Below are 14,176 nucleotides of genomic sequence, written 5' to 3'. Positions count from 1 at the left end.
TTATGCCTCCCTTACAATCCTGTCCGTTGCCAGCCGTCCAGCCGCTCCTGCACCGCGTCAATCATCCAACCCTCGCCCACGCGCTTCATGAGAAAGCGGCGGTCAAAGCTGGTATTTTTCTCTCTGGTGTAGATGTAGAGCTTGTTCTTAGTGATCTGTTCCGCGTCAAGGAATTCTTCCCCCTTGTAGGTGCCCTGGGCACTGTATGAGAGGTCCAGAGGCAGATAGCCCGGACGGGGCTTTTCGCTCACATACTTCTCCCAGATCGCCAGCAGGCGGGGCACAGCCTCGGGATCTTCAAACCCAGCCTGCTCCATGTACTGCTCCCATTCTGTCATCTCGGCAAAGAAGGCAGACAACACCCTGCGGCATTCCGACGCTGCCTGCTCATCCAGCTGGACGGGCTTTTTGGCCTTTTCTCGCTGGAACTGAGAGAAGTGTTCCATTTGCTCCTTGGTGAACTGCACATGGACCACCGGCTTGATGTAGTTGTTGCCGGCGACAGCCAGCAAGCCCTCATAAGTGACAGCAGTATGGTCGATCCAGATATGGGATAGCTTGGGGATGGAAGCCGCCTGGAGCAGACCGGCATCATCCAGCCCAGTGTGGTCAAGGGCCAGCAGGTCCAGCTTACAGCTTTGCAGGGCGGACAGGCCGCTTCCGTCGATTCCGGAGTTCCCGGTCAGCAGCAGGATGCGCAGCTTGGACATGGCGGAAAAAACGGGGAAACAGGCGTCGGTAAGGGCGCTGTTCTCCACGCCGAAGTTGACCATACTTTTATGCCCGGCAAAGGGGGCAAGCAGTTCATCCGTCACCGGATACCCTTTCACATGGAATCCCACCAGGGTGTAACCGGCCAGCCGTTCCATGATCTCTGTGGTCAGCTCCGGAATATCAAATTTCTTTTCTCCATCTAAAGTTAGGACACCGTTTTCCCAATCCGCTGTTCGTGCCCGCTTTGGCCATTCCATAGTTTACCTCCTTACTCTTGCGCTCTATCTATTACCATTCTCCACCCGGATGTCTGCACCCGGATAACAGGACGGAAAAAGTCATAGTCATTGTGAATCTCATTATCTTCCCGAACCTCCGGTTTACAATGAGGGGAACAGGGTAAATATCCAAGCAAAGGACCCATGCCTCCGCAGATATTGCAGCCTCCGTCGCCGCCGCAGGTGGTCAATGTTTTCCCGTCTACCAACTCTCGCTTATAGGGGTCGTAGGCAATAGACAGGCCAAAGAAGTTAGCCTGCTCTATGTCGTATGACTTACCCTGTTCTTCCTCTCTTTCAAAGTGGTGTAGTTTCATCTTGTAGTCCAGTCCATCCCCCCAGGGAAACAGGGTTCGGCATCCGCCGCCGCACAGGTAGGCCCACTCATCCGGCGTGGGAAGGCTGGCTGCCAGCTCCCACAACAGGGACCGCTGAAACTCTGGGTAGGTCATTGGATGGCACAGCCACGCTCGCCAGCTATCAGCATTGCGTTCAAAGCGGACCGTTTCGTGTATTTCAAAGCTCTGGCTGTCCTGACCCGCCCACCTCTGCAAGTTCTCCAGCCACTCAGGGTGGGCGGTGATGCGAGGGTCGTTCATGGGTACACTTTCCCAGCCAATCTCCTCCAGTTTTCTGCCCACAAACATGGGGCCAATGGTCATCTGGCGTACTGGGGTCATACCTTGCCGAAGAAATTCCTCCGCAGTGCCCTCATATTCGATTTCCGCAAAAATATCCGCCAGTTCCTCTTGGTTGGCCTTGTCCATTCCTTGGATAAAGCCCTCCCAGCCAAGAATCACGGTATCGCCTGGGACAAAGACAAACTCCCGGCCACCTTTTTCAAACAGGCCGGTAGTGCAGCTCTGTCTCCAGCGGGAAAAGGCGTATAGTTCTTTGAATGTCAAATTATAACGAGTCGCCAGCGTCTGCATCAGCCAGAGCTTATCGGACAGTTTCAATGTATCAAATTGTGGTCGAAATAAATTCTCGTTCATATCAAGTCCTCTTTCAATTTGCTCCGGCAGACTGTGATTCCTTTTCCACAAGGCGAACCGCCTCCGTCAACAGCTTGGGAAGCTGATTCCTTTCTGCTGTTTCATACTGCTGGACTGGATGCGTCCAATCAAAATTTTGAATGATAGAAATGATATATCTGTCCTGATACCAGCCCATATCCAGCAAGAAACTGTTTGGATATTCCACTTGCAGCATATCTTCTTTTCGTGTGTCATCCAGAAAGGTGACCGTTCCGGTACCAAAATCCACCTTTGACCAAACTTGCACGGCAAAATTCCTCCTCACGATTCTCCGAAATGCTCCAGATACAACTCCCGCACGGAATAGGGACCAACAAGGGTCGTTTCCTTTCGGCCATCCCAGGAATACACATGAATTTCGCCTTCATCCCCAATGTACCGCTGCTCCTCAAAGGGTGCGGGAAAGGGGAAGCTTTCTACGATGCTCCAGTCAATCTTGGGCTTCAGCCCATCAAACTCCTCGCGCTTGAGCCTTTTGAAGTTAAACACCAATGCTGCCCCAATCCCATCGAACAGCAAGTCTGCGTATTCTCTGGGGGTGATGCTCTCGCTTACATTGGCGGCTTTGATGTCCACATTCAGGACCTTGTCGCCGCAGTTTGTCCATATTTTATTGGGAGAGAACCAGGTAGTCCGCTCCTTGCCGCCTACAAAATCCTCACGGAAATAGCTTCTGTTTGCGCTGTCCATCTCGACACCTTCCCGAAGCGGCCCGTTGTACGGGGAAAGCGGATAATATCGGTGTTTTGCTGGGTCAAACTGGTCAAACGAAATGTCCAACAGATACCCATGCTTCTCACTGCGCATAAGCTTGTGTGGCTTCACAATGTTTTCTTCGATGAAACTCCAAATGTACTCGTCCACATGAATAGATACACGAGGGCGACTGAATAATGTGATTTTGTAGTGATCCTCTCTGTCCATTCTCTCCGTATTGAACCAAATACGATGAATTTTAACCATAGTTATCCCCTCGCATGATTTCTGCCAACGACACTTCTGTTTCCGCCTAAAAAAGCAGTTCACCGAAAAACAGTCTGAGAACCACGGCAGATAATGATTCAAGCTGTGGCTTGCTGAGAGGAGTGTAGTGAAGGACGATTTCTCCATACAACTCCGTGTTGATGTGGTGTTCTTCCAGATACCGCAGAACTTTTCGGTTGTTCCGCACGATATTTAGACGAAACCTGGTATTATCAAGGGCATATTCAAAACAGTCCGGGTCAATCAACTGACCATTGGCTGGATCATTCATTTCCAAGCGGAGTGTTTCCGCGCCGGTCTTGCGGGAGAGTGTAAAGTAGCCATCCTCCAGTTCAAAGGACAGGCAGGACAGTCCTTCCTCATTGTCCAGCTCCCAAGTCATTCTTTTTGCAAATAATTCCATTGGTTTACCTCATAACTGTTCCAAGGTCATTTCACAAAGAACCAGCTTGTCTTTCTCATCGCTGAGAAATGCCCGATTTCCCCATACATCCAGCACATGGAAGGAAGCGTATCCACGGGGCATGGCAAGGTCGATCAGCACCAAATCCGAAAGGCGCAGCACCTTTTGTTTACCCTTCCAGTCATCATTCTTAAAAATGGGAGATAGGATCAGGCAAGTCCTGTCACCGGAGAATTTTCCGCGCATCCCGTGTTTTCCGGGCAGGCGGCTTAAATTATCTTTGCCCCACAGTTTCTTTTTGAATAGTCCGTTTTCCTCCAGTTCCAGATACCAATAGTAGCCCATGAGAGAAAGACCCGCCGGATTGATGGTGCTGCTTTCCAAAAAGGCATAAAACTGTCCGTTCTGTTCCAGTATGGAGCCAATCATAGGATAGTTGTAGTGAAAGTCTGCCTGGACAAAATTGCCGCCAGCTCGCTCTACCGCCGCCAAATGGGTCTGTCGGGTTCCTGCTTTGCTGTATACGCAAGAGCCGCTTTCTGCCCAGTGTGCAGTCATGGTTTCAAAGTCTACCGTCAGGCTGGTAAAACTGTTGGTCGCATCAGCGGAGTTGTCCACTCGGCACACAATAGGGAAAACGCCCTGGCTTCCGGTGACTGCCACCGGCTTGGGAATACCCTGGGCACACCAGTTATCCATGGGGATCGGAATCCACTCTCCATCCATCTGCGGCATCCACCAAAGGGATTTACTGGCCGGGCAAACCAACAGTATTCCTCTGTCGCATGAGAGCAAGACAGGATCTTCCCAAACATCTTGCTGCTCTTTCGGCTCCGGGCTGGGAATCCACCTGGAAACTTCGCCTTTGACCCACAAAACGCCGCTGCACTTTTGCACGAGATGATAGGTCCAAAACACAATTTCATCCTCGCTGCGGGCTACCATACCTTTGCATCCAGTCGGGCTGTATTTGAAGGAAGTTCCCGTCAGTTCAAATTCCTCAAACTCCCAGTTCTTTATCACTTTTAGTTTCGCTTTCATGCTTTCACCTCACAGCAAGTCTACCTTGATACCGCACCGTTCCAGAACGGGCAGCACCTGTTCCGGCTTGGAGGACATGAGGGTAATATGTTTGAGATTGGGGAACTGGCGCAGTTCCGCCTCCGTAATGGTATTAAGATCAAAGGCTCCATCCTCGCCATCCCAGAACGGACAGAGCTGGGTATAAATCTCGCTGCCGCCATCCATCTCGATTTCTGTGACCTCCGGGGCCAACCGCTCCGGGACAGGGTATTTCTCCAGCCACTTCCGAATCTCTGGGATGGGTTCATACCCTTCCGCGTCAATGTCGATCTTGCGTCGGCTATACTCTCTGGCAAACTCATGGGCATCCAGTTTAGGAGCCAGTAAGCCTTTCTCGTACATCAGGACTTCCATGACCGCCAGCTTGAAGTTGAAGCTGGTAAAGGTGAGCACTGGTTCAGTCGGCTTGGATAACTTGTATTTCTGCGCTTTCGCTGCCTTTTGCTCTGGCTCTTTCCAGCTGATCTGCACCATGGCGGAGAGGGCCTCCAGCTTTGCTTTCTGCGCTGACTGCTCCTCTGAAACAGGACCCGGCAAGCGGGTATAAACGGTAAAGCCGCCTAATTTGAGGGTATGGGCAAATCCGGCGAAATCCTTCCAACTGGCCTCCCGGTAGTCCTTGGACCCGATCCAAACCGTTCCGTCAAATGTCTGCCGAACCGCATACTCTCCCTGTGCCGCTACCCGGACACCAAGGGTTTTGATGGTCTGCTCATCTTCATCTAACCAGCCCTGGAGTCCAAGCTCGTCCCACAAAGCAAGTGCCTGGGTATAGGGACTCTCTCGGCCTGTAATGGGGCTTTTCCGTGTTCCATTTTGCAGGACAATGCGGGCAGGCCCCAATTTTTCCGCCAGCTGCGACAGGGTAAACGGCGGCGTAAACACCGACCCCAGGATGGTCAGGCTGTCTTTTTTGATAATAATTTTTCGCTCCGTGGTCTTGGACGGTAGAAAGAAGGGCAGATTCGGGTATACTTCTTTGTACTCTCGCCATTCCAGCTTTTTGGGCTTGTTTGCCGTCCGAAGGAAGCCCCAGAAGTCGATGGGATAACGAAATACCGGCCCAACCCTATCCCGCCGGGTGACGATGACCACCGTGCCATCGGTGAGTATTCCAATGTGCTGCATGTTCTCCCCGCCGAACATTCCCGGACGGATACGCAGCACTTCACGGGTGTTCCTATTGATGAGCTGGGCAAAGTCATCGGAGAGGATCTCGCCGTTTCCCTGCACCAGCAGCCAGTCCCCGGTAAACCAGCGAAGTTTCAGCCCCTCGCCCATTCCAGGCAGGGGGGCAATTCGGCACCGCCCGGTGTCCATATCCAGTTCCAGCAGGCATTCTTCCATCCGCCACTTGCCACTGACTGCGTGGATCATGGTAATGCGGCCTGTGCCGGGAACGGGAACGGCCTCGGAGAGATGGTCGTATCCGTCCAGAGAGAAGGTGTGTTTTGTTACCTTGCCGTTTTCCCAGCGGTAAATCTGCCCCTTGTACCACTCGTTGGAAAAGTAGACCCGGCCCAGCCCGTCTGTCACGATGCCACAATGGTATTTGGTGCTCCATCCATCTTCCGGCAGGGGCCAGTTTTTCACATCCTGACAGGTGCCCCGGTCGGTGAGTTCAATCCGTGTAGCGTTGGTGGGATCACCCGCCCAGAGGGAATGGTCAGCCCAGCACAGGGTCTGGGGTGGACCGTCATATCCAATGGGGGACGGTTCGGCCCAGTTGAGCGTGGCTGGATTCTTGCTCAGTAATGCCCGGCCAATCGTCCCGCTGCCAGCGGCCCTCGATGCAGCATATAGTTCATGTTCCGGGGAATAGGTAAGGCACCCAAGGTGCGGCAAGCTGTGGGAGCGGATTACTTGCGGCGGACGCTGGCGCAGATCGGCCACACAGCCGTTTTTCCATTCTTCTGCATCCTGGTTTTTCCATTCGCCCGCCGCAAAATCACCCGCCAGGGAGTTGAAGAAATAATCGTACTCATCCTGAAGTATGTATTCCTCGCAGGGCATCAGCTTCCCAGGGTCCTGCTCCTTGGCATGGTCGCCCCATTTTCGCCCTTGCTGTTTCATCAGGTGGCAATATTGCCCCTGCTTTTTGCAGTAGCGTTCCCATTCGCTGCGTTCTTCTTCTGGGATTAAGGCAAACAGATACTCGTCCTCATCGTCCAAGTTATACAGTGCCCAGCCGAAGGCAGACAGCTCCTGCCCCAATGCCGCCGCCCCTTTTTCATGGGATAGCTTCATATACTGAACGCCAACGGCATCAAAGCGTTCATCCAGCAGCGCCGGGACCTGCGCGCCCCATTTTTCTCGCAGTTCCGCCAGAGTGTCCTGTACGGCTCCATCAAATTTCAGAATGTCCAAGGCATCATCTATGATTTGTGCCCAGTCTGGCATAAAAGTACCCCCTTTTTAGTGCCTCAAAGTTTGCTGCTCAGCCGCTTGACTGGCGCAGACATTACATCTGGAAAATGCTTACACAGAATCTCTGTGAATAAGGTCATTGCAATAAACGGTTTGAGATTACCTGCTGCAATCTCAAAATATTGAGAATAGCCCCAATCCAACTCATCTTCTCCGCACCAAAAGTTGAGAAGTTCAGCCCCCAGATCCATCTGCTGACTGGATAGGGATTTCCATGGAATCTGTGACCGCAGATACTCCCAAACCTCTCTGAGTTGTTCTGCAGCAATGCGTTGATGGGCATAATCCCGCACATTCTTGAAATAGGTATCCAGTTCTATGTAGCTGGGAAAGAGGCTGCTACAATCAATCTTGGAAAATATCTCCGCCATACAGAGAATTCGCCGCCGGTGAAAAGCCTCCATTTCCCGCTCCAAAGCCTCAGCCTGAATCATTTCGTGTTTCTCTCTACAGGCATAGGCTTTATTTTCTGGTACCTGGAACGCTTCATCTACTTTCTTGGCTATGGTAAACATCTGGATTTCATCGGTATTCTTGCGCTTCCGCAGATCATCCCAACTGCCTCGTTCCAATTTATCCTCTTTTGAATAACAAACAGAGCATATCGCCTGTGCCGGATCAATTTCTCTTGTCAAACAGTAAGGACAAAGAATTTTCGCATTCTCACACAATCTGGTCGCCTCCTTTCCGTTGTGTTACAGCGACAGCCATGTGGTCAAAGCACTGATTTCCTCCCGCAGCAGTGGGGACTTCCCAGCGGCGGCAAAGGCTTTTTGGACACCGCCATAGCGCCGCTCGGAGCGATCAGCCAGCTGGAGCGCGGCTGCCTCCAGATTGGGAATCGCCATCACAGCATCTGCCAGCGCCTGAGCGGAGAGTTTATCCGCAATCAGAGAGGCGGCAAAGTAGCGCAAATGGCTGAGAGATAGGGCGGACAAATCGCTGAGTTTATGCAGTTCATAGAGTTTCAGGGCATAAATGGAAGGAAGCCCCTCCAGAGCCGGTAGTTCCTGCACAGCTGGAAGTGCCTGGAGATAGAGTTTCTGAAGCCGGGTCGCTGGAGTCAGGAAAGGGGCAATATCTTCCGTTTTCCGCATTTCCTCCAAATGGAGATAGGTAATGCTGGTGAGAAGTGGGGTGATGTCGCCATTCTTTTCCCCACGCAGGTGGAGGACACGCAGGCCGGGGAGAGAAACATTGTCCCAGGAAACAGGGGCCGACAGCCATAGAGACAGTGTATGAAGCTGCTTTAGCCCGGAGAGAACTTCTACACCCTCACACTTTTCCATTAGGGTCAGTTCCTCCAGATTGGGATAATCTCGCAGGAAGGACAGATTCACCTTCCGCTCTCCCGTCACAGACAGACACCGTACCGCATCTGGTTTTAGTCCATTCAGATCAATCTTTTCTCCGCCGCGCCAGAAAACTGCGGTGCAGTATGCCTGTTCCATTTTGCTTCTCTCCTTATTCCTCAAACTCGCCCTCAATCATTCCATTGAGATATTTTCCGGGATCAGCAATAAATTCCTCCCATTTGGCTAACGGATGAAACTCCTTATGCTCAATGTCCAGATACCACAGCTTTTTGTCCCTGGGGCTCCACAGCAGCAGATAGTCGCTGTAATTGTCCATTTTCGCCATAAGGGAGAGCAACTTTTTCCGTTTCCAGGTCATCTCCTGTACATCCATGTAGGGGTACAGCTCCGCCCATTTCACCCATTCCTGCTCCGGGAATTCCAAACGCAGGGGGCCGGTTTTCAAGTATTCCACCAACTTGGCAGGCAGCTTGTAGGGCATAAGCTGCCGGACCTTTTCTTGTTCGTTGTGCCAGTCCTCCGGCTCCAGCGCCTTCAGGTAGTCGGCCATCTCTTGATTCTTGTTTTGAACTGCCACACTGTAAGGCCGGTCGCCGTATTTGTCAACAAGGGTGATATTCGCTCCCTGTTCCACCAGCCAGCGCACCATGGAGAAATTGTTGGAGCGGGCGGCCTCGGTGACAGGGGTAGAGGCGTTCGGAAACACCATGTCCGGCTTGTGGTAATTGATGTCTGCCCCTTTTTCCAGAAGCAGCTGGGCAAGTTTGGCATTGCCCTCAGACACAGCGGCCCGGAATGCCTCGCCGCCAAACTTGTTCACTGTGATCCCGGCTTGCTCTAGCACCAGGATATTCTCCGGACGATTGCCCCAGCGCACTTCCTGGAAGGCCCGCTCTTTCTGCTTCGGGCTGAGTTTTGCGGCCTGTCCAGCAAAGAGCGCCACCACCTCCGGCCCACAACAGCGGGCGGCAGTGAGCAGCAGGGGCTGTTCCTCTGCCAGACCGGGATCAGCTCCATGCTCCAGCAGGAAGTGGATCATGGGCACATCATTCCGAAAAACCGCGATCTCCAGCGGCATCAGCTTGATATATTCGCTGAGCTGGATGGGAACATCTAAATCCAGACCGCCCTGGAGCAGTACCTCCAGCTTGGAAGTGTCATAGTCACAAATGGCGGCAGCCGTTTCCGGGAGGGTCTCCCAGCGGCCAATATATGCAATTTGGTACATAAGGCACCTACTTTCGTTGTTGTTTCACTTTATAGGGAACGGTTCGGCCCAGCACCCGGCCCTTGCCAACGGCATTGGCTCCCTCATAGATCAAAAATTCCGCATTGTTTTCCAGCGGGGCATAGTCAATGGTATCTGGATATAGGGGTTGGGCATTTCCCAAAGCTGGTGTATCAAATGTACACTCGGTTCCGTCCAGAAAGCATACACCCAAATATTCTGTAGTTCCTGTGACCACAAAATGGGGACAATACTTTCCGCTGACCAGGCTGGGTGGTATTTTTCGTTTGCCGCTCCAGAAGATGACCTCCACATGGAGCACCGCCCGGTTTTCATCTGTCCCGATCACGCTGTCGCCCTCCTTTATCCCGTCATCTGGCTGCGGTATACTCAGGCCAGCTCTGCGTCCAGGATCTGGACTGGTTTTCCTTTCTCGTTCACATAGTAAAGGGCGATATAGTCGATGCCGTCCCGCTTGGCCTGCTCCCACGGCATCCGTTCACCGTTGATCAGTTCCACGGTATCCGCCTCATCCGGTTCAAAGTTCTCTTTTTCGTCCTCATAGTCAATGCTGTACCCCAGCTCCAGCACCAACTTGGAGGCGGGGATCTCATACCGCTTGAGGGGGCGGTGCTCCAGCTCGGATGGATCATGTTCATCGCAGAACATATTGTCGTAGCCATGCCGTCCACCGTCAAAGATGACGAACTCCTCGCCGCTCTCCGGGTCACGGGCTGTCACCAGTCCGGGGGCCTCGTCGCTATCTATGATATAGGATTGGGGTTCTCCTTTCACCGTGAGCAGATCTCCGTAATACCAAACCTCCAGCAGTTCATTGCCGGTGGTGGAACAAAGTATCACGGTGGGCAAACGCTTCTCCGCCCATTCTTTCACATGGCCGATGAGCCAGGTGGGATATTTCTCAGTCATCATAGTCTTTCTCCTCCTATTTCAATTTCAGCACAAATCCCCAGATACTCACCACAATCAGGAGAACACCCAACAGAAAGAACACCACCCGCCGGTATCCTCTGCTGTGGCGGTGGGCATCCCGCGTACCAGTGGGGTCGCAGAGCCAGTTCCAGTTGCGGGTCGCTCCAATTAAAATCACGGCCCCGATGAGCACCGAGGCAATATACCAATGCTCTTGCAAAAATACTGTGATCTGTTCGCTGTTCATTTACATATAACCCCCTTTTCATCATCGGGAGTTTCCCGCCGAATAAATTCCTCCCGTTCTTTCAAATCTATTTCCAAGGCTTTTTCCTCCTCAAGATATTCCTCGCAGTCCCGAACCAGCTTTTGGGCGGCTGGGTCATCCGGGGCCAGGGCCAGCCAGCGTTTTGCGTATTCATAGGCGATGGCTGCGGAGCTGTATGCCATCAGGCAGGAATAGCCCATCCGGGAGTTCCAGTAAGGGTCGTTTTCTCCCTGGGTGCGAACGGACTCCAGCAGTCGGATGGCGTGCTGGATGAGATTTCCGTCCACTTCACTGTCGGTTCCGTGCTCTCCATGATCTCCCAGGACCGCCAGATTGCTGTAAGCCCGACTCAACTTGACGGTTAGCAAATAATCTCGCTCCTGCTCCGGGATAGCCTCGATGGCCTCAATACATCGTGAGAACTCGTCCGCATCATTCCACTCCTCAGTCTGCTCCAGCAGTTTTGTTTCTTCTGTCTGATTCATCATTTCACCGCCTTTTCTGTGTTATCCCTTGCCTTTTCTGAAGTGTTCGCTGCCTCGCCAGGTGTTGACCACACAGGTGAAGATCTGGCCGCAGTGCTTGCACCGGATCATGTGGGCCATGATTTCATCCGCCCAGCCATCCTCTGTCTTTACCTTCTCCAGTGGGCAGGTGGATTCCTCTTGCATCAGTTCAAATTCCCCCTCCGACACCAACTGCTGAATGTAAGCAATACAGGCCAGATAGTCCTTTGGGGCGTCAAATTTTCTCCATGTTTGAATGTTTCGGCAGTGCTCGCACATAGTGGACGCCTCCTTACGCAAATACCTGCTGGTATTTCTCTTTTCATACTGTGCGACTTTTTCAGGTCTGCTGGTGCTGCATGGACACGATATGGCAGTCCGGGCAGAATTCCACATAGAGCGTGCCCTCTGCACAGTCAAACACCGTATCCCACTGAATCTGGGCCAGATATTTCATAGGTTTCCCGCAGTGGGGGCAGGTCGTATATTCCGCGTCCTGTACCCAGTTGGCAAAGCCACCCACCGTGTTCACATCCTGGCAGGCCGCACCGTAAAACAGGGGCACGGGCGCTTCGCCCAGCACAAAGGGATTTTCCGTGAGGGCCTTGTAGTCCTCGAGACTGACATAGCAATCCGTTTTCTCCGCCCCGTCAAAGAGCTCGGAGGGAAAGACTTCCACGCCGCCATCCAGGGTAAAACTGTTAAAGGCTGGACCTTTCAAGAATCCCACACAGTTGGGGCAGCAGGTGGCAGTCAGAATACCATCCAACCCCAGAAATTTCAGCCGCTCATCCCGGCCATCCAGCACCAGCATGTCCACCATGCGTCCGCCACAGTGGGGGCATGTGTCCTCCCGTGCCCGGCCAATGCGGACGGGAGATTTCTCGCTGGTGGTTCCTTTGACCATAGGATAGCAGGTATCGAAGTTGAGCTGGATTTTCTGGCCCTCCTTGTCGAAGGTCCAGCCTCCGATCTGCGCATAGCTGGATGGGTCTACATAGAGGCCCTTGCGCCAGGGCCGGGGATTTCGCTCCAGCTCCAGCAGAGTCTCCATTGCCTTGTCATCTCCTTGCATAGCAAGGCAACTCATCAGGTTGGAGGCCGCGCTGGAATATTCTGCGGACAACAGCGCATGGATCAGACCATCCCGCACATCGGCGGGAGCATGATAATAGATCTCACAGGGCCAGAACACCTCTGCGGCCAGTGCCACTCGCTGAATCTCCGGGGTGATGGCATCATGGTAGCCAAGCAGCTGCCAAAAGTCGGCGAACTCTGGGTCCTCCATATCAGCCAGCCTCTGGATGTTCTGTATCAAGTTTCTTTGTTTTTCGACAATTTGTTCCGGCATCCAGGCCAGAGCAGCTTGCCGTTCTTGCTCGCACTTACATTTCCAACACAATCCCTCATAACCCAATGGGGTTCCACAGCTGGGGCAGGTATATTTCAGACTCATGTTCTCATACTCCTTTCAGGCAATAAAAAAGCCCCACGCCGCACTGTCATAAAGACAGGCTGACGCAGGACATGAAGAAGCCGCGTTGAAGGAGCCGCATCCACCAGCAGATGTAGTTTCTTCAACAACCAAAATATTTTTTTCGTATCTTAAAGCAGCAAATTGCTGTCCAATATATTTGTTCATAGCGGCACCATTTGTTCTGAGCGTAGTTTTATATCTTATTATATCACAGCACCCCTTCAATGAAAATATTTTGTTGGAAATGCTAATGAAAAATTTTTGTGAATTTGTTAAGGCGCAGGGGCTGTTATCTCCATAGTGTCTGGATGGATCAGAGTGATTACTTTTCCCTGATGCAAGGCATAGTTGACGGTCTGTGCTGTACCTGAGCGCAGCTTTTTCTGATTATCAAACACACCGATAAGGTACTCTGCATGATCGACCATATAATAATTTCTTTTTTTATAACTGGAAACATCCGCAGAGTGTGAAATAACAATAGAATCGTTTGCGTTTTGGATCAGCTTTTTCAATCTATGTTTACTCTGATCCGGCCATTTAGAGTCATAGCCGATGAAGGGAACTACAACGATAATTTTAATATAAAAGTCAATATGCTTCATCCGGTTCGGTAGGTGCTGCGGTAATATCGCGGTAGAAAGTAGCCCATGCAGCTTCCTCATAGGGGTGTACAAAAAAGAAGCCAATGCTCAATGGAATTGTCAGCAGAAGAACAAGAGAAATCGCCAGAGCCTCTGAACCGGTGAAATATTTGAGAACCAGAAAACCCTCGGCATACAGTGGCACCGAACAGAGCAGCTCCCAGCCAATGAAGCTGAAATCCAGACAGAACAGCCGCCATTTGTTGCCATTCATGATCCGCCGGGATTCTGTGATCGCTTCATTTGCGGTCAGCGAAGGATGCTCGGACATGATGTAAGGTGTCATCGCATAGCTGTATGTTTTCACGATTCCCGGAATCACCAACAGCAGCGACCAGAGGGCGATGTACAGACCCTGCAGGAATTTCATGCAGAAGCCATCCCACAGACGGTCTTTCTGAGAGAACAAGTCCGAGATGGCAGCATCATTTCCATCTACAAGGTTCAGATTAAAATGAGCATATCCCAGTTGAACTGCACCGCCCACGATCAGTTGGAGGACTGCCCACAGAACAATGCCGGCAAGCAGAACAGCAAGCAGCCGACCGCCGTTGGGCTGGGAGAACAGTTCAAAATGGATGTCCTTTGCCTGATTGGAATTGGATACGGCACTGTTGGAACTGCTCACAATGGTAGCACCGAGCGCACTGGCGGCAATACCTGTCAAAACAGCAGTTTTCCATTTTCCGCGCAGGGCATCGAGAGCGAGCATACGATAGTCGGCAGATACTTTCATAAAAGCAACCTCCTGTCTGAAAACGGCAAGGATTTGTGAAATAGGAAGATGATATACCACTTTAATTTAGATACGTTTGAAAAGCTGAAAAAATTGCAGCATGAATGAAAAAGAGGCTGTTACACCGGTTTTATCCTTGTGC

At 51.9% G+C, this 14,176-nt stretch carries 18 protein-coding genes and 1 pseudogene; all 19 read right to left on the bottom strand.

Translation table 11 applies throughout. The features are described 5' to 3' along the window. Positions 1-11: 11 nt before the first annotated feature. The 19 genes and pseudogenes from I5P96_RS04080 to I5P96_RS03990 all read right to left on the bottom strand — a co-directional run bounded on the left by I5P96_RS04080 (position 12) and on the right by I5P96_RS03990 (position 14,034). The gene (locus I5P96_RS04080; RefSeq protein ID WP_223383300.1) at positions 12-971 is read right to left on the bottom strand and encodes an NTF2 fold immunity protein; all 960 of its coding nucleotides are present in this window, start codon (positions 969-971) and stop codon (positions 12-14) included. Positions 972-982: 11 nt separating this feature from the next. Next, a complete protein-coding gene (locus tag I5P96_RS04075; RefSeq protein ID WP_015565831.1) occupies positions 983-1,987 on the bottom strand; it encodes a hypothetical protein in 1,005 nt (334 codons plus the stop codon). 13 nt (positions 1,988-2,000) lie between these two features. Continuing rightward, entirely contained in the window at positions 2,001-2,276 is a 276-nt protein-coding gene (locus tag I5P96_RS04070; RefSeq protein ID WP_223383293.1) for a hypothetical protein, read from the bottom strand. A gap of 14 nt (positions 2,277-2,290) precedes the next feature. Further along, complete coding sequence (locus I5P96_RS04065; RefSeq protein ID WP_015565830.1) at positions 2,291-2,992, bottom strand: hypothetical protein; 702 nt, start codon at positions 2,990-2,992, stop codon at positions 2,291-2,293. 46 nt (positions 2,993-3,038) lie between these two features. After that, positions 3,039-3,416 carry a hypothetical protein gene (locus I5P96_RS04060; RefSeq protein WP_015565829.1) on the bottom strand — a complete coding sequence of 126 codons (378 nt, stop codon included), beginning with the start codon at positions 3,414-3,416 and terminating at the stop codon, positions 3,039-3,041. Positions 3,417-3,425: 9 nt separating this feature from the next. Further along, positions 3,426-4,457, bottom strand: a complete 1,032-nt coding sequence (locus tag I5P96_RS04055) for a hypothetical protein (RefSeq protein WP_223383291.1) — start codon at positions 4,455-4,457, stop codon at positions 3,426-3,428. A 9-nt stretch (positions 4,458-4,466) separates the two neighbouring features. Further along, positions 4,467-6,899 (bottom strand): DUF6892 domain-containing protein, encoded by a 2,433-nt coding sequence (locus I5P96_RS04050; RefSeq protein WP_223383289.1) that lies wholly within the window; start codon positions 6,897-6,899, stop codon positions 4,467-4,469. Positions 6,900-6,922: 23 nt separating this feature from the next. Next, on the bottom strand, positions 6,923-7,597 hold the full coding sequence (locus I5P96_RS04045) for a hypothetical protein (protein ID WP_223383286.1): 675 nt from the start codon (positions 7,595-7,597) through the stop codon (positions 6,923-6,925). A gap of 24 nt (positions 7,598-7,621) precedes the next feature. Beyond that, positions 7,622-8,377 (bottom strand): hypothetical protein, encoded by a 756-nt coding sequence (locus I5P96_RS04040; protein WP_223383284.1) that lies wholly within the window; start codon positions 8,375-8,377, stop codon positions 7,622-7,624. A gap of 13 nt (positions 8,378-8,390) precedes the next feature. Beyond that, positions 8,391-9,470 (bottom strand): ankyrin repeat domain-containing protein, encoded by a 1,080-nt coding sequence (locus tag I5P96_RS04035; RefSeq protein ID WP_223383282.1) that lies wholly within the window; start codon positions 9,468-9,470, stop codon positions 8,391-8,393. A 7-nt stretch (positions 9,471-9,477) separates the two neighbouring features. Then, positions 9,478-9,819, bottom strand: a complete 342-nt coding sequence (locus tag I5P96_RS04030) for a hypothetical protein (RefSeq protein ID WP_006773019.1) — start codon at positions 9,817-9,819, stop codon at positions 9,478-9,480. A gap of 41 nt (positions 9,820-9,860) precedes the next feature. Then, positions 9,861-10,403: a hypothetical protein gene (locus tag I5P96_RS04025; RefSeq protein WP_006773020.1), complete on the bottom strand. Its 543-nt coding sequence runs from the start codon at positions 10,401-10,403 to the stop codon at positions 9,861-9,863. 13 nt (positions 10,404-10,416) lie between these two features. After that, positions 10,417-10,650, bottom strand: coding sequence for an immunity 17 family protein (locus I5P96_RS04020; protein ID WP_015563522.1), 234 nt, complete (start codon positions 10,648-10,650; stop codon positions 10,417-10,419). Beyond that, complete coding sequence (locus I5P96_RS04015; protein WP_223383279.1) at positions 10,647-11,159, bottom strand: hypothetical protein; 513 nt, start codon at positions 11,157-11,159, stop codon at positions 10,647-10,649. Before I5P96_RS04015 ends, I5P96_RS04020 begins: the two co-directional genes overlap by 4 nt. Positions 11,160-11,177: 18 nt before the next feature. Beyond that, positions 11,178-11,456, bottom strand: a complete 279-nt coding sequence (locus tag I5P96_RS04010; protein WP_024739416.1) for a hypothetical protein — start codon at positions 11,454-11,456, stop codon at positions 11,178-11,180. 61 nt (positions 11,457-11,517) lie between these two features. Then, positions 11,518-12,633, bottom strand: coding sequence for a hypothetical protein (locus I5P96_RS04005; RefSeq protein ID WP_223383277.1), 1,116 nt, complete (start codon positions 12,631-12,633; stop codon positions 11,518-11,520). Between the two features lie 15 nt (positions 12,634-12,648). Continuing rightward, positions 12,649-12,819, bottom strand: a complete 171-nt coding sequence (locus I5P96_RS04000) for a hypothetical protein (protein ID WP_008723379.1) — start codon at positions 12,817-12,819, stop codon at positions 12,649-12,651. 107 nt (positions 12,820-12,926) lie between these two features. After that, positions 12,927-13,238, bottom strand: a pseudogene (locus I5P96_RS03995) (SLOG family protein); the annotation flags it as partial. 7 nt (positions 13,239-13,245) lie between these two features. Further along, a complete protein-coding gene (locus tag I5P96_RS03990; protein WP_015565820.1) occupies positions 13,246-14,034 on the bottom strand; it encodes a DUF975 family protein in 789 nt (262 codons plus the stop codon). Positions 14,035-14,176 lie beyond the last annotated feature (142 nt).

This window comes from Faecalibacterium prausnitzii, from assembly GCF_019967995.1.
GTDB lineage: Bacteria > Bacillota > Clostridia > Oscillospirales > Ruminococcaceae > Faecalibacterium > Faecalibacterium prausnitzii_E.
The sequence above is the reverse complement of the archived record's forward strand: the minus strand, read 5'-3'. Positions and strand labels throughout refer to the sequence as shown.